Raw genomic sequence first — 16,896 nt, forward strand, 5'->3', positions numbered from 1 at the left:
TGGTTCAGGCCGTGTCATCCTCCGGCCTGACCGGAGGATCTCTTGCAATCCGGGCTCCGTCGCCTGATGACGCGGTCAGGCGCGATGCGCCCCCGCCGCCAGCCCGCGCACGAAATCGAGCACCTCCGCGACCGGGCGCCCCTTGGCGATCTCGCTCACGATGGCGGAGCCGACGACGCAGCCATCGGCGACGCTGGCGATGGTCTGCGCGGTCTCGGGCGTGCGGATACCGAAGCCCACGATCACCGGCAGGTCGGTCTGCGCCTTGATGCGCGCGACCTCGGGGGCCACGTCGCCCGCCTCTGCCGCCGCCGCGCCGGTGATGCCGGTGATCGAGACGTAATAGACGAAACCCGTGGTGTTTTGAAGCACCTTGGGCAGGCGCTTGTCATCGGTGGTGGGGGTCGCCAGACGGATGAAATTCAAGCCCGCCGCCGTCGCGGGCAGGCACAACTCCTCATCCTCTTCGGGGGGCAGGTCCACGACGATCAGCCCATCGACCCCGGCGGCCGTGGCATCGGCCAGAAACCGCGCCACGCCGCGATTGTAGATCGGGTTGTAATAGCCCATGAGCACGATCGGCGTCGTGGTGTCGCCCTTGCGGAACTCGGCCACCATTCCGAGCGCCTTCGAGAGCGTCATGCCGCCCGCAAGCGCGCGTTGCCCGGCCAACTGGATGGTCGGGCCGTCGGCCATCGGATCGGTGAAGGGCACGCCCAGCTCAATGACATCGACACCCGCCTCGGGCAGCCCCTTCATAACCGCAAGCGATGTTTCCATGTCCGGATCCCCGGCCATGATGTAGGAGACAAAGGCCTTGCGGCCTGCGGCGGTCAACTCGGCGAATTTGGCGTCGATACGGGTCATGGCGGGCCTTCGGTGATGATGTTCCGGCGGGTTTGGCGCAAATGGCGGCGGAAATCAATGGTGCGGCTGGCTCAGGCTGACATGGGCACCTTCCTTGGCCTTGTGCTCTGGCTCCACATGGATGGTGACGCGCGCATCGGGCAGGGCGGCCATCAGCGCCGCCTCGATCCGGTCGCAGATCTCGTGCGCGTCCTCGACCGTGGTCTCGCCCGGAACGACGAGGTGAAAGTCGATGAAGGTCACCGGGCCTGCGTGCCGCGTGCGCAGGTCATGCGCCTCGAGCGCCACGCCGTCGCGCCCTTCCTCGGCGATGACCGTGCGGATCGTCGCCTGTTCGGCGTCTGATACCGCCTCGTCCATCAGCCCGCTGAGCGATCCCTTGATCACGGCCCATCCCGACCACAGGATGTTGAGCGCGACCAGCACCGCCATCGCCGGATCGAGCACCCACCAGCCGGTGAGCACCGCCAGCCCCACGCCGATCAGCACGCCGAGCGACGAGACGACATCGGTCATCAAATGCCTGCCATCGGCCACCAGCGCCGGAGATCGATGCGCGCGCCCCGCGCGGATCAAGATCAAGGCCCAGACCCCGTTGATCGCCCCCGCGCCCGCGCTGATGACCATGCCGAGGATCGGCGCGTCCATGGCGCGCGGGGCCGCAAAGCCGTCCCAGGCCTCGCGCAGGATGAAAAGTGCTGCCAGCACGATGAGCACGCCCTCCAGCACCGCCGAGAAGAATTCCGCCTTGTGGTGGCCGTAAGGGTGGTTGTCGTCTGCCGGGCGCTTGGCCACGCGCAGGGCCACGATCACCGCCAGCGCGGTGGCGAGGTTCACAAGGCTTTCCAGCGCGTCCGACATCAGCGCGACCGAGCCGGTCACCTGCCAGGCCACCAGCTTCAGGGCCATGACGAAAAGCCCCACCAGCACCGAGCCGATGGCCAGCCGCATCACCCGATCCATCGTTTTAGCCTTTCTTGTGGCGCGGCACGCCGTAAAGCTCCAGCCGGTGCCCGACCAGCCGATAGCCCAGTTTCTCGGCGATCCGCTCCTGAAGCGCCTCGATCTCGGGATCGACGAATTCGATCACTTCGCCCGACTGCATGTCGATGAGGTGGTCGTGATGCTCGCGCTCGGCATCCTCGTAGCGCGCGCGCCCGTCGCCGAATTCGAGCTTGTCGAGAATGCCCGCCTCCTCGAAGAGCTTGACCGTGCGATAGACCGTGGCGATGGAGATGCGCGCATCGCGCGCGGCGGCGCGGGCGTGCAATGCCTCGACATCCGGGTGGTCCTCGGCCTCTTCCAGCACCTCGGCGATGGTCCGCCGCTGCCCGGTCATGCGCAGGCCCTTGGCCTCGCAGCGTTCGGTGATGGTGTCGGGCATCGCGCCTCTCCGGTCGGGTCGTGGCGAGGGGATAGCGGGAGAGGCCGCGCTTTTCCAGCCGTTTTCGCCGTTCAATGCGGCGACACCTTCGAGAAAAGCTGGATAACCACGATCCCGGCGAGGATCATCGCCGTGCCGATCACCGCAGGCAGGTCGAGCTTCTGGCCGAAGATCACATAGCCGATGGCGGCGATGAACACGATCCCCAGCCCCGACCAGATGGCATAGACCACGCCCACGGGCATGTAGCGCAGCGTCTGCGCCAGAAGGTAGAAGCTGATCGCATAGGCCACCACCACGATCACTGATGGCCAGAGCCGCGTGAATTGCTGGCTGGCCTGAAGCGCGGTCGTGCCCGCCGTCTCCGCGAGGATTGCCAGAGCAAGGAAAAGATAGACCTGCATGTTCATCGGATGCCCCGTGACTTGTGTCGCAGCCCCCGGATACGCGCAGACAGGCACCGGGTCCAGCCCGGAGCGGTCGCGCGCATCCGCGCGCTCACACGATTGCGCGCGCCCGCGCCTTGGCCTAGGGTGCGGCCATGGCGAAACAGGATTTTGCCCATGTGACCACATGGGTCTTTGACCTCGACAATACACTCTACCCGCCGGCCGCGCGTCTCTTCGATCAGATAGAGCTGCGGATGACGACCTTCGTGCGCGATTTCCTCAAGGTGAGCACCGACGAGGCCGACCGCATCCGCCACGACTATTGGCGCGAGCATGGCACGACGCTGGCCGGGTTGATGCGCTGCCATGATCTCGATCCCGGCCCCTATTTGCAGGCCGTGCACGATATCTCGCTCGATCATCTGGCACCCGATCCTGATTTGCGCGCGGCCATCGCGCGGCTGCCGGGGCGGCGGATCGTCTATACCAACGGTTCGGGCGAGTATGCCGGCCGGGTGGTGGCGGCGCGCGGCCTTGCGGGGGTGTTCGACGCGATCTATGGCGTGGAGGACGCGGGCTATCGCCCCAAGCCCGAGGCCGGGGCCTTTGCCGCCGTGTTGACGCGCGACGGTTCGGCGGCGGGGCGTTCCGCGATGTTCGAGGATGATCCGCGCAATCTCGAAGCCCCGCACGCGATGGGGATGCGCACCGTCCATGTCGCTCCCGCACCGGTCAGGGCGGCGCATATCCACCATCACACGGACGATCTGGGCGGGTTCCTCGGGCGGCTGGTCTGAAAGCTGGTTAAAGGGGGGCGGCGCACCTGCGGCGAGACGTCTCTTTGAAGGTGGCGGGGGGGCCGCATATCTGAGCCTCATACTCAGCTTTTGCAAAAGGATCGCCCGATGAGCCTGACCGACACCCATGCCGCTGCCCATGCCCCAAGCCACGCCCCTGCCGAAGGCGAGACCGCGACCGTGCTGAAAATCCTGTTGAGTGTGGCCGTCTTTGTCGCAGGCTGGGCGACAAGCGTTGTGCTCTGGGGGATTCCGGGGCTTTATATCCCGGCGCTCCTCCTCGTTCCGGTGGTCTGGGCGCTGCTTCTGATCATTTCGCGCGGTTAGGCGCGGGCGAAAGGCACGCAGATGACACGCGAGACTGTCGATATCCTGATTTCGGGCGGGGGCGTGGCCGGGCTCACCGCCGCAGCCCTGTTCGGGCGCGCGGGGTTCTCGGTGCTTTGCGTCGATCCCGCGCCGCCCGTCACCACGCGCGACGCCGAAGGGTCGGACCTGCGCAGCACGGCCTTCCTGCAACCCTCGCAGGCGCTTCTGGACCGCGCAGGTCTGTGGGAGAGGCTGGAACCCCATGCCGCGCCGTTGCGGATCATGCGCGTCGTCGATGCCGGTGGTGCGGTGCCCGAGCCGCGCATCGTCAAGGATTTCGACGCCTCGGAGATTTCCGACCGGCCCTTTGGCTGGAACCTGCCCAACTGGCTCTTGCGGCGCGAGATGGTGGCGCATCTGGACGGGCTGGAAAATGTCACCTTCCGCCCCGGCACCGGCACGGTTTCGCTTTTCACCCGAGAGGCGGAGGCGCGCGTGAGGCTCTCGGATGGCAGCCGCGTGCGCGCGCGGCTTGTGATCGCCGCCGACGGGCGCAAGTCGCCCATCCGCGAGGCGGCGGGTGTTGCCGTGAAAACCACGCGCTACGGGCAGAAGGCGCTGGCCTTTGCCGTCACCCATCCGATCCCGCATGACAATGTCTCGACCGAGATACACCGCTCCGGCGGGCCGTTCACGCTTGTGCCGCTGCCCGATCACGAGGGGCGGCCCTCCTCTGCCGTGGTCTGGATGGAGGAAGGGCCGGAGGCGGCGCGCCTGGCCGCCCTGCCGGTGGCGGCGTTCGAGGAGGCGATGAATACGCGCTCGTGCCTGCTTTTCGGCCCGCTCACGCTGGCCTCGCGGCGCACGGTCTGGCCGATCATCAGCCAGATCGCCGACCGCATGTATGCCGAGCGCGTGGCGCTGGTGGCGGAGGCCGCGCATGTGGTGCCACCCATCGGGGCGCAGGGGCTGAACATGAGCCTGGCCGACATGCGCGTGCTGGCCGACCTGGCCCTTGCTGCGCCCGACCGGCTGGGCGAGCGCGCCATGCTCGAAGACTATCACCGCAAGCGCCACTGGGAGGTGGCGGCGCGGGTGCGCGGCATCGACCTGCTCAACCGCGCCTCGATGCTTGCGGCCCCGCCGTTGCGCGACGCGCGCGCCAGCGCGCTCAACGCGCTTTATTCATTGGCCCCGGTGCGCAAGACGCTGATGCAGATGGGGCTTGGCGCGCGGGGGTGAGGCGGGCGGCGTTTGGCCTGAAGGGGACGTTGGTGGTGCCGCGCGAGGGCCCGACCGCGGGTGGGCGCTGCTCGGGCTTTGGTGGGCGCTTTATGGTGCCAAATACTGGAACGATTGAAGGGAGTTTGACGTTGCAGAAGCGCCCGCCCGGGGGGCGGTCGGGCGCTCGCGCGGCGGCGTGCAAGCACGCCTTGATTCCGCGCGGGGGACAGGGGGCGACCGTCCCCTTCAGGCCAGTCGCCCCCCGTCACAACACCCGCTCAAGCACCGTCTCCAGCCGCGCAAGCGCGCCCTCCACATCATAAAGCTTGTCCAGCCCGAAAAGCCCCAGCCGGAAGGTGCGAAAGCCCTCCGGCTCTCCCACCTGCAACGGCACACCGGCGGCAATCTGCATCCCCTCTGCGGCGAATTTCCTGCCGTTCTGGATGTCGGGATCGTCCGTGTAGCTGACCACCACCCCCGGCGCGCCAAACCCCTCGGCGGCGACCGAGGTCACGCCGCGCGCGGCCAGCATCGCGCGCACGCCGTTGCCCATCTCCCACTGTGCATCGCGCAACCGCTCGAACCCGTAATCGCGCGTCTCGATCATCGTGTCGCGGAAGGCGCGCAGCGCATCGGTGGGCATGGTCGCGTGATAGGCATGTCCGCCACCCTCATAGGCAGCCATGATCGAGCGCCATTTCTTGAGATCGAGGGCGAAACTGTCCGATGTGGTTTCCTCGAGCCGTGCCACGGCGCGCGCCGACAGCATCACCAGACCGGTCGAGGGCGAGGCCGACCAGCCCTTTTGCGGGGCCGAGATCAGCACATCGACGCCGGTGGCCTGCATGTCGATCCAGGCGCAGCCAGAGGCGATGCAATCGAGCACCATGAGCGCGCCCACCTCATGCGCGGCCGCTGCCAGCGCCGTCACGTAGTCGTCGGGCAGGATCAGCCCGGCCGAGGTTTCCACATGCGGCGCAAAGACCACGTCCGGTTTCACCTCGCGGATCTTCGCCGCAACCTCCTCGATGGGGGCAGGGGCAAAGGGCGTGGTGGCACCATTGCCGGTCTGGCGCGCCATGCAGACGGTGGTGTCGGCTGTGAACTGGCCTGCGTCGAAAATCTGGCTCCAGCGGAAGGAAAACCAGCCGTTGCGCACGATGAGCGCATGGGTGCCGCGCCCGAACTGCCGCGCCACAGCCTCCATCGCGTATGTGCCGCCACCGGGGATCACGGCCACCGCGTCGGCGTTGTAGACCTCTTTCAGCATGGCCGAGATGTCGCGCATGACCTCCTGAAACGAGGCCGACATGTGGTTGAGCGACCGGTCGGTGAATACCACCGAATATTCCAGAAGGCCGTCGGGATCGACATGGTCGAGAAGGGCGGGCATGGGGATCTCCTGATGCTGTGTCGCGGGCAGAGTGCGCAAGACCGGCGGAAAAGTCCACGCGTCTAATGGTCGTGCCAATCTTTCCACCAGCGTTGCCAGCGGCGCGCGAGGGCCGCGGGGTCGTCCTCGAAGAGCCGTGCGCCAAGCGCGAGCGCCCCGGCCTCCATCCGGGCCATCTCTGCCGCGATGGGGGCCTGCATGGCGGCCACGGCCCTGGAGGGGAAATCGCCCGTCGCCAGATGCGCGCGCATGTCGTGAAGGTCGTGATGATCGCCCAGCATCTCGCCCAGGGCCTTGGCAAGGTCGCGCTGCGGGTCGATCCGCCGGGGCTTCACCGGGCGCAGGAGTTGCGCGTGATACCAATGGTATTTCACCGGCTTGCGCCAGTCGTGGAACGCCTCCGCCGTGCCGCTCTGCCGTGCGCGCTCCAGCCCGCGCTGCCCCTGCGCATAGGTTTTTTGCAACCCTTTGCGCGCGGGGGCAAAGCCCCTGGACGAGAGCCGCCAGTCTGCGATTCGTGCGCGCGCATCGCTCAACAACGCGCGGAAGGCGGCGATATCGGCGCGGCGGTCGGTGGCAAGGTGGGGCAGGGCCTCGGCTTTGAACCGCGCGCGGATCGTGGCCAGCGCGTCCGCGTCCAGACCGTCGGGCGCGGCCGCGCGCAGCCGGTCGAGCGTTTCCAGCCCGGCACCGCCCGCGCGCAGGCGTTCGAGCGCCTTGGCCGCGTCGCGGAAGGCCGCATTCTCGGCGTCGAAACCGGGAAAGGCGGGCCGCACGAGACGGATGAGGCCGCGCAACTTCTTGCACCGCGCGCGGGCCTCATGGATGTCGCGCGGGGTCTCGCCGGGACGATCCGCAGCCTCGAGCGCGCCGTCGATCTGCGCGCGGGCGATGCGGCGCAGCGCCGCCGTCAGGCTCTTGTCGGATGTCTTGAGGCGATAGACCATGATGCCCCGAAGATAAGCGTTCCGCGCGCCCCCACAAGCCTGCCTCAACCGATCGGGCCGGGCCGCCGCTCCTCGGACAAAAGCACGTTGGCCTCCACATTGCCCACCCCCGGCAGGGTCATGATCCGCCGCCGCAGCACACGCTCGAAATCGGAAATGTCACGCGCCACGACGCGCAGCCGGTAATCGTAAAGCCCGAGGATATGCTCGACCGTCTGCACCTCGGGGATGGCCGAGACCGCGCGCTCGAAATCCTCGAGGCTGACGCGGCCCTTGGTGGCGAGCTTGACGCCCAGAAACACGGTCACGCCAAAGCCCAGCTTTTCGTGATCCAGATCAAGACGTTGCCCCTTGATCACCCCCGCCTCCTGAAGCCGCCGGATGCGCCGCCACGCCGCGGGCTGCGACAGGCCGAGCGCGCGCCCGATGGCCGTGGCACTCTGCGTCGCATCCTCGCAAAGCGCGCGCAGGATCTGCCGGTCGAGCGTGTCGAGCGCGATCATATCGGCAGCGCCTCGTCGGACTTGATCCGCGCCACATGCATCAGCGCCTCGATATCGGCGATATGCGGCAGGGTCAGGATGGCGCTGCGATAGAGGTCCTGATAATGCGCCATGTCGCGCGCGATGACCGAAAGGCGCAGATCGACGCGCCCGAGAAATGTCTGGATTTCCAGCACTTCCGGCACAAGTCGCGCGGCGGCGATGAATTCGTCAAAGGCGCGCGGCTGCGTCTTGTCGAGCGCGATGCGCAAGCTCACCTCGACCGCGTAGCCAAGCGCGCGCCAGTCGATCACCGCGCGATTGGCGCGGATGATGCCCATGGCGCGCAACCGCTCCAGACGGCGCGCACAGGTGGCCGGGGCAAGGCCCGCGCGCTGCGCCAGCTCCGCCGGGCCAAGATCGGGCGCATGCTGATATTGCCGCAAGAGGCGGCGGTCTGTGTCATCGAGCATGAAATTTCCATCAAACCTTCACTGTTCGAATAAATACTCAAAAATCCGACCGAATACACGCGAAATAACACGCGCTATTCCGGGTGCATGCGCTTAGTTTGCCCCTATCCAACCAATCTGAAGGAGACCGCCATGCGCGTCTATTACGATCGTGACTGCGACATCAACCTGATCAAGGACAAGAAGGTGGCCATTCTCGGCTATGGCAGCCAGGGCCATGCCCATGCGCTGAACCTGCGGGATTCGGGCGCGAAAAACCTTGTTGTCGCGCTGCGTGAGGGGTCGAAATCCGCGAAGAAGGCCGAGGCCGAGGGCCTCAAGGTCATGGGAATCGCCGAGGCCGCCGCGTGGTGCGACCTGATGATGTTCACCATGCCGGATGAGCTGCAGGGCGAGACCTATCGCAAATACGTGCATGACAACATCAAGCCCGGTGCAGCGATTGCCTTTGCCCATGGTCTCAACATCCATTTCGGCCTGATCGAGCCGAAAGAGGGCGTGGACGTGATCATGATGGCCCCCAAGGGCCCCGGTCACACCGTGCGCGGCGAATATGTCAAGGGTGGCGGCGTGCCCTGCCTTGTGGCGGTGAACAACGATGCCTCCGGCAAGGCGCTGGAGCTGGGCCTCAGCTATTGCTCTGCCATCGGCGGCGGGCGCTCGGGGATCATCGAGACCAATTTCCGCGAAGAGTGCGAAACCGATCTCTTCGGCGAGCAGGCGGTGCTGTGCGGCGGTCTGGTGGAACTCATCCGCATGGGCTTCGAGACGCTGGTCGAGGCGGGCTATGCGCCCGAGATGGCCTATTTCGAGTGTCTGCACGAGGTGAAGCTGATTGTCGATCTGATCTATGAGGGCGGTATCGCCAACATGAATTATTCGATCTCGAACACCGCCGAATATGGCGAATATGTCAGCGGGCCGCGTGTGCTGCCCTACGAGCAGACCAAGAAAGAGATGAAGGCCATTCTGCGCGACATCCAGACCGGCAAATTCGTGCGCGACTTCATGCAGGAAAACGCCGTGGGCCAGCCCTTCTTCAAGGGCACGCGCCGGATGAACGATGCCCATCAGATCGAGGAAGTGGGCAAGAAGCTGCGCGCCATGATGCCGTGGATCTCGGCGGGCAAGCTGGTGGATCAGGACAAGAACTGAGCCCACGTTCTGCGCGGGACACCTTTCGGGGTGCCCGACCCATGCCTTGCAAACCCGGTCATCATGGCCGGGTTTGTCGCATCCGGCGTCGCGCGCGGCCTCAGCTTCCCAGGATCACCTTGACGTAGTTGCGCGTCTCCTTGAACGGGGGCACGCCGCCATATTTCTCGACCGCCTGCGGCCCCGCGTTATAGGCGGCAAGCGCCAGCCGCCAGGAGCCGAACTTGCGGTATTGCTCGGCCAGATAGCGCGCGCCCCCCTCAAGGTTCTGGCGCGGGTCGTTCGGGTTCACCCCCAGCAGGCGCGCGGTGCCGGGCATGAGTTGCGCCAGCCCGATCGCCCCCTTGTGCGAGACCGCATCCGCGCGCCAGCCCGATTCCTGCTGCACGAGGCGCAGAAACAGGCTCTCGGGGACGTCGTGCCGCCGCGCCGCCTGTTTCGCCATCTCGAGATAGGGGCCACGATAGGCACCGCGAAACATCGGGGACGGATCAAGATCGTCCCACATCGTCGGGGCTTTGAAGCTTTGCGGCTGAAGCCGGACCGAATTGCTGTATTGCTGGCTTGCGCGGCTGTCGAGCACGCGCGTCTGCGACTTGAACACGCCGATGCGCCCCTTGGTCGACAGGGTGTCGGCCTCAGCCGCCGCAGGCAGAATAAGTCCGGCCACAAGCGCCAGAACAGTGACTCGCATCAAAAACCGTCCCCAACCCGTTCCTCAGCGAGCACTATATGAATTTCACCTCGAAATTCGAGCGATTTTCGCGCATGTTACAGGGCGCGCGCGGGAAATCGCCGGTTTGTGGCGAATTTTAACCTTTCCTTCATCCCGGTGCGATGATGTAACCGGGCAAACACCATCCGCAAGCGGCAGGAGGGAACTGAATGGCCGGGTCCGTGAACAAGGTAATCATCGTCGGCAATCTTGGCCGCGATCCAGAGGTGCGCACATTCCAGAACGGCGGCAAGGTGTGCAACCTGCGCATCGCCACCTCCGAAACGTGGAAAGACAAGACCACAGGCGAGCGGCGCGAGCGCACGGAATGGCATTCGGTGGCGATCTTTCAGGAAGGGCTTGTGCGTGTGGCTGAACAATACCTGCGCAAGGGTTCCAAGGTCTATCTCGAGGGCAAGCTGCAGACCCGCAAATGGCAGGATCAGTCCGGTCAGGACCGTTATACCACGGAGGTTGTGCTTCAGGGTTTTGACGGAACGCTCGTGATGCTCGATGGCCGTGGCGAAGGCGGCGGCGGTGGCGGCGGCGGCGGCGGCTATTCCGGCGGGCAGGATCAGGGCTATGGCGGCCCCGATTACGGGGCCGATCAGGGTGGCGGTGCCCCGGCAGGCCGTCCGTCGCGTGACATGGATGACGAAATCCCGTTCTGAGGGCGCTTTGCGGGCTTTGGCTCTGGCCTTTCTGCGTCGCGGCGTCTAAGGCGCGGGCGGAACAGCATCAGGACACGTCCCAATGGATATGCGCAACATCGCCATCATCGCCCATGTCGACCACGGCAAGACCACGCTCGTGGACGAACTTCTCAAGCAGTCCGGCGCGTTTCGCGCAGGGCAGGCGGTCGATGAGCGCGCGATGGACAGCAACGACATCGAGCGTGAGCGCGGCATCACCATCTTTGCCAAGCCCACCTCGGTGGTGTGGAAAACCACCCGCATCAACATCGTCGACACCCCCGGCCACGCCGATTTCGGCGGCGAGGTGGAGCGGATCCTGTCGATGGTCGATGGCGTCGTGCTCTTGGTCGATGCCGCCGAAGGCCCCATGCCGCAGACCAAGTTCGTCACGTCCAAGGCGCTGCGCCTCGGGCTGCGCCCGATCGTGGTGCTCAACAAGGTCGACAAGCCCGATGCCGAGCCGGACCGCGCTCTTGACGAGTGTTTCGATCTTTTCGCCAATCTCGGGGCCAACGAGGATCAGCTCGATTTTCCGCACATGTATGCGTCCGGCCGTTCCGGCTGGGCCGATCACGAGCTTGACGGCCCGCGCAAGGATCTCTCGGCGCTGTTTGACCTCATCATCAACCACGTGCCCGCGCCCCGGCAGATCAAGCATGTGGATGAGGATTTCCGCATGCTCGCCACCACGCTTGGGGCCGATCCCTTTGTCGGGCGACTGCTGACCGGACGGGTGGAATCGGGCCGTCTCCGGGTGGGGCAGACCGTGCAGGCGCTCTCGCGCATCGGCCAGAAGATCGAACAGTTCCGCGTGACGCGGATTCAGGCGTTTCGCGGCCTCTCCTCGCAGGATATCGAAGAGGCCAGCGCGGGCGATATCGTGTCCATCGCGGGCATGTCCAAGGCCACCGTGGCCGATACGATCTGCGCGCTTGCCGTCGAGGATCCGATTGCCGCGCAACCGATCGATCCGCCGACCATCACCGTCACCTTCGGCATCAATGACAGCCCGCTTGCGGGCCGTGACGGCAAGAAGGTCCAGAGCCGGGTCATTCGTGAGCGGCTGATGAAAGAGGCCGAATCGAACGTCGCCATCAAGGTCACGGATACACCGGGCGGCGAGGCGTTCGAGGTCGCGGGGCGCGGCGAATTGCAGATGGGCGTTCTGATCGAGAACATGCGCCGCGAGGGGTTCGAGCTCAGCATCTCGCGCCCGCAGGTTCTGATGCGCGCGGGCGAGAACGGCGAGCGGCTGGAGCCGGTCGAAGAGGTCACCATCGACGTGGACGACGAATATACCGGCGCGGTGATCGAGAAGATTACCGGCGCGCGCAAGGGCGATCTGGTCGAGATGAAGCCCTCCGGCGTGGGCAAGACCCGGATCGTGGCGCATGTGCCGTCGCGCGGGCTCATCGGCTATCACGGCGAGTTTCTGACCGACACGCGCGGCACCGGCGTGCTCAACCGCGTGTTTCACGGCTGGGTGCCGCATCGCGGGCCTATCCCCGGGCGGCGCGCGGGCGTGCTCATCTCGATGGAGAACGGCGAGGCGGTGGCCTATGCCTTGTGGAACCTCGAAGAGCGCGGGCGGCTTTTTCTGGGCGCGCAGGCCCCGGTCTATACCGGCATGATCATCGGCGAGCACAGCCGCGAGAACGACCTCGAGGTGAACCCCCTGAAGGGCAAGAAGCTGACCAACGTGCGCGCCTCCGGCACCGATGAGGCGGTGCGCCTGACCACGCCGATCACGCTCAGCCTCGAAGAGGCCATCGCGTATATCAACGACGATGAACTGGTCGAGGTGACACCGAACGCCATTCGTTTGCGCAAGCGCCATCTTGATCCGCATGAGCGCAAGCGCGCCTCGAAACAGGGCTAGGGCCTGTTGCTCAAAATCGGGAACCGGTTTTGGGCGTCTCTATCATGCGAAATGAGAAAGTTCAGGGCGCGATCAGGTAGCGCCCGACGGGCCCAAGGCCCGTGGTCCCGCGCCGTGTCACGATGATCTCGCCCGAGCCGACGCCAAGCCCGGTCAGGGCGGTGATGTTGACCTGATGGGTCACGATCAGAAGACGGGTATCCTCGGGCAGTGCCGCGATCAGGGCGAGCGCCGCCTCGGTCTGCGCGGTCCCGTCGCCGCGACCGGCGAAGAAGGAATCGAGCGGCGGCATCTCTTCGGGCGTGCCCATCTCCATCAGCGCCGCAGTGTCGCGCGCCCGACACCAGCGGCTTGTCCAGATCCGATCGAAGGTCACGCCCGCCGCCCGCAGTGCCGCGCCGGTGCGCGCCGCCTGCGCGCGGCCGCGCGCATCGAGATTGCGTTGCGTGGCGCAATTGCCGGCACGAACCCCGCCGGATCGCCCGTGCCGGGGGCGAGCGCGTGCCGCATGAGCGCCACCACGCCGGGGGCCTTCAGGGCCTCGTTCGGCTCCGCTGCCACGGCGCCTGCCGTCAGACACATCCAGATCGCCAGCACGATGCGCATGGTTGCCCCCTTTCACGGGGTCACATAGCGGGCAGGGGGTGCGTGGCAACGCCCGCTCACGGCGCAAGCGGAATCATCGTCCCCGTCATGAGCGCGACATGGCTCTCGCGCCCGTCCTTCAGCGCGTGCACATCCGCCTGAACGATCACCAGCCGACGGCCCGGACGAATCACCCGGCCCGTGGCGACAAGCAGATCGCCCGTCGCGGGCGCGAGCAGGTGGATCTTCATTTCGGTGGTGAGCACCTCATGCCCCTCGGGCATCATGCTCAGCGCGGCATAACCCGCCGCACTGTCGCCGATGGCGAATGTCAGCCCGGCATGGGCAAAGCCGTGCTGCTGGCGGCTGCCGGGCAGGATCGGTGCCTCGATCCGCACCTGGCCCCGCTCCACGCCGACAAGCCGCGCGCCGAGCGTCGCCATCATGCTCTGCGCGCCGAAACTCTGGTGGATGCGCGCCTCTTGCGCCGGGGAAAGCGCCGCGTTATTTCCCATCACCTTTGCCCTTCTGCCCGGTCATGTTCGGATCACATATTCCAACTCCGTGTTGGAATTGCAAAGCCCGCCTGATAGATACACGTAAGAAGGGTATGAGCAAGGGTGTCGAGTTGATCTGGTCCGAGTTCCGGCGTCATGTCATGCGGACATTCGCCGTGTTCAAATCGCTGACCAGCCTGTCGGTTCTCCTGACAGGATGGCTCGTGGCCGTGGTCGCAGGCCCGTTCGGGACGTTTCAGACCATGTCCATGCCGCTGCGCCTTGTTTATTGGGGGTCGGTGATCCTGTCGGGTGTGGCGCTCGGGGCCGTCAGCCGGGCGACGCTTCTGACATTTTGCGGGCATTGGCGGCCCTTGCTGCTCGATCTCAAGATAAGCCTTGCCACCACGACCCTGCTTGCGCCGCTCATCTACACGTTGCGGGCCACGCTCGATCCGGCCCTGACGCATGCCGATCTGTTGCCGGGGTCGATATGGGTCAACACTCTGTTCTTCGTCACTCCGGTTTTCCTGTTCCACCGTCAGTTCGGGCTTGGGACGGTCGAGGCCGGGGACACGCCGCCGCCCCCCCGTCTTGTGCGCCGCCTGCCCGAGGCCTTGCAGGGGGCACAGATCCTGCGTCTCTCGGGGAGCGGCCACAATGTGGAGGTGGTGACGGACCGGGGAACGGAGACCCTGCGCCTGCGTCTGTCGGATGCGATCGACGAGATGGAGCCGGTCGAGGGCCTGTGCACCCATCGTTCGCACTGGGTGGCGCTTGCGGCCATCACCGCCAGCGAGCGGCGGCAGGGCAAGGTGTTCGTGCGCCTGAGCAATGGCGAGCGCGTGCCGGTCACGCGCACCTATGCGCCGAATCTGGAAGCGGCGGGCCTGATCCCGCCGCGTTCCGAGGTGGAGGAGTGACGCGGCTCAGCCAAGCCGCGCCATGTCTCCCAGCCCGCGTTCGCGCGCGATGCGCGCCGCGACCGAGGCCACGGCCAGATCCTGCAACCCCACGCCGGTGCCGTCGAAAAGCGTGATCTCGTCGTCAGAGCCGCGCCCCGGATGGGTGCCGTTGATGACCGCGCCGATGGGGGTGATGTCGCCTTCGGCGATCAGCCCCTGCGCCACCGCGTGCTGCGCCTCGCCGATGCTGATGGATTGCGCGATCTCGTCGGCAAAGACCGTTGCCCGCTTGAGCAGGGCCGGGTCCACCTCCTGCTTGCCCTTGGTATCGGTGCCCATGCAGGCGATGTGCGTGCCGGGCTTGATCCAACCGGCCATGACCAGCGGCTCGAAGGCGCTCGTGATCGTGATGATCACATCGGCCTCTGCGCCCAGCTCCTCCTGGCTCACCGCCTCGAAGGCCAGCCCCAGTTCCTCGGCCACCGCGCCGAGGCGCGGCAGCATGTCGGGATGCGGGTTCCACGCGACGACCTTCTCGAACGACCGCTGCTCGACGGCGGCGCGCAACTGGAAGGTCGATTGGTGGCCCGCGCCGACCATGCCCAGAACCTTTGCGTCCTTGCGCGCCAGATGGGCGATGGAGACCGAGGATGAGGCCGCCGTGCGCAGCGCCGTGAGGTAATTGCCGCCCACCAGCGCCGACAACTGCCCGGTATCGGGATCGAAGAGGAACACGGTGGACTGATGGTTGGTCAGCCCCTTGTCCATGTTGCCGGGCCAGTAGCCCCCCGCCTTCAAGCCAAGCGCCAGCCCCGCACGATCAAACCCGCCCTTGAAGCCGTAAAGCGCGTCCGCGTGGCCGATCGCCTCGCGCACCACGGGAAAGTTATACGCATCCCCCCGTGCCATGGCGGCGAAGACCGCCTCCACCGCGCCGAAAGCATCGGCGCGGGTGATCACCTCTTCGCAGATCGCCTCGGAGACGATGACGATGCCCTGCGCCGTGCTCTGCGTGTCCATGCCCATGCCCTCAATAGGCCCGGCCGCGCGCCGAGACCGGCCAGACGGTTTCGACCTTGCCGCCGCGCACGCCCACATACCAGTCATGGACGTTGCAGGTCGGATCGCAATGGCCCGGCACCAGCCGCAGCTTGTCGTTGACCTTGAGCACGCCGTCGGGGTCGGCCACCACGCCATGCTCGTCCGAGCATTTCACATATTGCACATCCGTGCGGCCAAAGATCACCGGCAGGCCACTATCGACCGACTGCGCCTTGAGGCCGGCATCGACAATCGCCTTGTCGGCCTTGGCATGGCTCATCACCGAGGTCAGGATGAACAGCGCGTTTTCCCACTCGCCCTGGTCGATGCGGTTGCCGTCCTTGTCGAGGATACGCCCGTAATCGGCATCCATGAAGGCGTAGGAGCCGCATTGAAGCTCGTTATAGACGCCGGAGGTGCCTTCGAAATAGTAGCTGCCCGTGCCGCCGCCGCCGACGATGTCGCACTCCAGCCCCTCGGCCTTGAGCGTGTCCACCGCGTCCTTGACCATGGCCACGGCCACCTCGATCTTGGCCTTGCGATCCTCATAGCTGTCCATGTGCTGCATCGCGCCCTGATAGGCCTGGATACCGGCGAATTTCAGTCCCGGTGCGGCGTCGATGGCCTTGGCAATCTCGATCACGGCGGGGGTGGTCGTCACGCCGCAGCGTCCCGCGCCGCAGTCGATTTCGACAAGGCATTCGATCTGGGTGCCGTGCTTGACCGCCGCCGCCGACAGGTCCGCCACATTGGCCAGATCATCGACACAGCAGATGGTGCGCGCGCCCAGCTTGGGCAGGCGCGCCAGACGGTCGATCTTGGCCGGGTCGCGCACCTGGTTGGACACGAGCACGTCCTTGATGCCGCCGCGCGCGAACACCTCCGCCTCGCTGACCTTCTGGCAGCAGACACCGCAGGCGCCGCCAAGGCTTTCCTGCAATTTCGCCACATCGACCGATTTGTGCATCTTGCCATGCACGCGGTGGCGCACGCCATGCGCCTTTGCCCAGTCGCCCATCTTCTTGATATTGCGCTCCAGCGCGTCGAGATCGAGGATCAGGCACGGCGTCTGGATATCCGCCTCGTCCATGCCGGGCAGGGCGGGAATGTCGAAACCCACTTCGTATTCGTCAAGGTTGATTGCGTCTTTCATGGTATC

Annotated in this window: 20 protein-coding genes; 7 read left to right on the forward strand and 13 right to left on the reverse strand. The window is 66.0% G+C overall.

The window, feature by feature from the left end:
• Positions 1 to 75: 75 nt before the first annotated feature.
• From trpA to ACSSV8_RS07910, 4 genes are all read right to left on the reverse strand, one after another.
• Complete coding sequence (gene trpA, locus ACSSV8_RS07895) at positions 76 to 867, reverse strand: tryptophan synthase subunit alpha (RefSeq protein ID WP_354538270.1); 792 nt, start codon at positions 865 to 867, stop codon at positions 76 to 78.
• A gap of 54 nt (positions 868 to 921) precedes the next feature.
• Positions 922 to 1,830: a cation diffusion facilitator family transporter gene (locus tag ACSSV8_RS07900; protein WP_354538269.1), complete on the reverse strand. Its 909-nt coding sequence runs from the start codon at positions 1,828 to 1,830 to the stop codon at positions 922 to 924.
• Between the two features lie 4 nt (positions 1,831 to 1,834).
• The gene (locus tag ACSSV8_RS07905) at positions 1,835 to 2,251 is read right to left on the reverse strand and encodes a Fur family transcriptional regulator (protein ID WP_354538268.1); all 417 of its coding nucleotides are present in this window, start codon (positions 2,249 to 2,251) and stop codon (positions 1,835 to 1,837) included.
• A 71-nt stretch (positions 2,252 to 2,322) separates the two neighbouring features.
• Positions 2,323 to 2,655 (reverse strand): SMR family transporter, encoded by a 333-nt coding sequence (locus tag ACSSV8_RS07910; RefSeq protein WP_454282146.1) that lies wholly within the window; start codon positions 2,653 to 2,655, stop codon positions 2,323 to 2,325.
• Between the two features lie 137 nt (positions 2,656 to 2,792).
• Between ACSSV8_RS07910 and ACSSV8_RS07915 the strand changes: the two genes are divergently transcribed.
• From ACSSV8_RS07915 to ACSSV8_RS07925, 3 genes are all read left to right on the forward strand, one after another.
• Positions 2,793 to 3,437, forward strand: coding sequence for a pyrimidine 5'-nucleotidase (locus ACSSV8_RS07915; protein ID WP_354538266.1), 645 nt, complete (start codon positions 2,793 to 2,795; stop codon positions 3,435 to 3,437).
• A gap of 108 nt (positions 3,438 to 3,545) precedes the next feature.
• Complete coding sequence (locus tag ACSSV8_RS07920; protein ID WP_354538265.1) at positions 3,546 to 3,764, forward strand: hypothetical protein; 219 nt, start codon at positions 3,546 to 3,548, stop codon at positions 3,762 to 3,764.
• Positions 3,765 to 3,785: 21 nt separating this feature from the next.
• Complete coding sequence (locus tag ACSSV8_RS07925; RefSeq protein ID WP_354538264.1) at positions 3,786 to 4,988, forward strand: UbiH/UbiF family hydroxylase; 1,203 nt, start codon at positions 3,786 to 3,788, stop codon at positions 4,986 to 4,988.
• 247 nt (positions 4,989 to 5,235) lie between these two features.
• On the opposite strand, the gene ACSSV8_RS07930 is transcribed toward ACSSV8_RS07925, so the two are convergent.
• The 4 genes from ACSSV8_RS07930 to ACSSV8_RS07945 form a co-directional block, all read right to left on the reverse strand.
• Positions 5,236 to 6,363 (reverse strand): aminotransferase class V-fold PLP-dependent enzyme, encoded by a 1,128-nt coding sequence (locus ACSSV8_RS07930; protein ID WP_454282068.1) that lies wholly within the window; start codon positions 6,361 to 6,363, stop codon positions 5,236 to 5,238.
• Between the two features lie 62 nt (positions 6,364 to 6,425).
• On the reverse strand, positions 6,426 to 7,310 hold the full coding sequence (locus ACSSV8_RS07935) for a CHAD domain-containing protein (protein WP_454282069.1): 885 nt from the start codon (positions 7,308 to 7,310) through the stop codon (positions 6,426 to 6,428).
• Between the two features lie 44 nt (positions 7,311 to 7,354).
• Complete coding sequence (locus ACSSV8_RS07940) at positions 7,355 to 7,813, reverse strand: Lrp/AsnC family transcriptional regulator (protein ID WP_454282070.1); 459 nt, start codon at positions 7,811 to 7,813, stop codon at positions 7,355 to 7,357.
• Positions 7,810 to 8,265: an Lrp/AsnC family transcriptional regulator gene (locus ACSSV8_RS07945; protein WP_354538260.1), complete on the reverse strand. Its 456-nt coding sequence runs from the start codon at positions 8,263 to 8,265 to the stop codon at positions 7,810 to 7,812. The genes ACSSV8_RS07940 and ACSSV8_RS07945 overlap by 4 nt, the downstream gene beginning before the upstream one ends.
• Before the next feature lie 132 nt (positions 8,266 to 8,397).
• Between ACSSV8_RS07945 and ilvC the strand changes: the two genes are divergently transcribed.
• Positions 8,398 to 9,420, forward strand: a complete 1,023-nt coding sequence (gene ilvC, locus ACSSV8_RS07950) for a ketol-acid reductoisomerase (protein WP_354538259.1) — start codon at positions 8,398 to 8,400, stop codon at positions 9,418 to 9,420.
• Positions 9,421 to 9,520: 100 nt separating this feature from the next.
• Here ilvC and ACSSV8_RS07955 read toward each other — a convergent pair whose 3' ends face one another.
• Complete coding sequence (locus ACSSV8_RS07955; protein ID WP_354538258.1) at positions 9,521 to 10,114, reverse strand: lytic transglycosylase domain-containing protein; 594 nt, start codon at positions 10,112 to 10,114, stop codon at positions 9,521 to 9,523.
• A 191-nt stretch (positions 10,115 to 10,305) separates the two neighbouring features.
• Between ACSSV8_RS07955 and ssb the strand changes: the two genes are divergently transcribed.
• On the forward strand, positions 10,306 to 10,806 hold the full coding sequence (gene ssb / locus ACSSV8_RS07960; RefSeq protein WP_354538257.1) for a single-stranded DNA-binding protein: 501 nt from the start codon (positions 10,306 to 10,308) through the stop codon (positions 10,804 to 10,806).
• Between the two features lie 82 nt (positions 10,807 to 10,888).
• The gene (gene typA / locus ACSSV8_RS07965) at positions 10,889 to 12,709 is read left to right on the forward strand and encodes a translational GTPase TypA (protein ID WP_454282071.1); all 1,821 of its coding nucleotides are present in this window, start codon (positions 10,889 to 10,891) and stop codon (positions 12,707 to 12,709) included.
• 61 nt (positions 12,710 to 12,770) lie between these two features.
• On the opposite strand, the gene ACSSV8_RS07970 is transcribed toward typA, so the two are convergent.
• Together ACSSV8_RS07970 and ACSSV8_RS07975 are read right to left on the reverse strand one after the other, a co-directional pair.
• On the reverse strand, positions 12,771 to 13,331 hold the full coding sequence (locus ACSSV8_RS07970; protein WP_454282072.1) for a histidine phosphatase family protein: 561 nt from the start codon (positions 13,329 to 13,331) through the stop codon (positions 12,771 to 12,773).
• 40 nt (positions 13,332 to 13,371) lie between these two features.
• Complete coding sequence (locus ACSSV8_RS07975; protein WP_454282073.1) at positions 13,372 to 13,809, reverse strand: PaaI family thioesterase; 438 nt, start codon at positions 13,807 to 13,809, stop codon at positions 13,372 to 13,374.
• Between the two features lie 95 nt (positions 13,810 to 13,904).
• On the opposite strand from ACSSV8_RS07975, the gene ACSSV8_RS07980 reads away from it, so the two are divergent.
• Positions 13,905 to 14,714, forward strand: coding sequence for a LytTR family DNA-binding domain-containing protein (locus ACSSV8_RS07980; RefSeq protein ID WP_454282074.1), 810 nt, complete (start codon positions 13,905 to 13,907; stop codon positions 14,712 to 14,714).
• Positions 14,715 to 14,720: 6 nt separating this feature from the next.
• Here the strand turns inward: ACSSV8_RS07980 and bhcD are convergent, their stop codons facing one another.
• Both bhcD and bhcC read right to left on the reverse strand, forming a co-directional pair.
• Positions 14,721 to 15,716: an iminosuccinate reductase BhcD gene (bhcD, locus tag ACSSV8_RS07985; RefSeq protein WP_454282075.1), complete on the reverse strand. Its 996-nt coding sequence runs from the start codon at positions 15,714 to 15,716 to the stop codon at positions 14,721 to 14,723.
• Between the two features lie 10 nt (positions 15,717 to 15,726).
• On the reverse strand, positions 15,727 to 16,890 hold the full coding sequence (bhcC, locus tag ACSSV8_RS07990; protein ID WP_454282076.1) for a 3-hydroxy-D-aspartate aldolase BhcC: 1,164 nt from the start codon (positions 16,888 to 16,890) through the stop codon (positions 15,727 to 15,729).
• Positions 16,891 to 16,896: the final 6 nt, after the last annotated feature.

The organism is Roseovarius sp. MBR-79 (assembly GCF_053628555.1).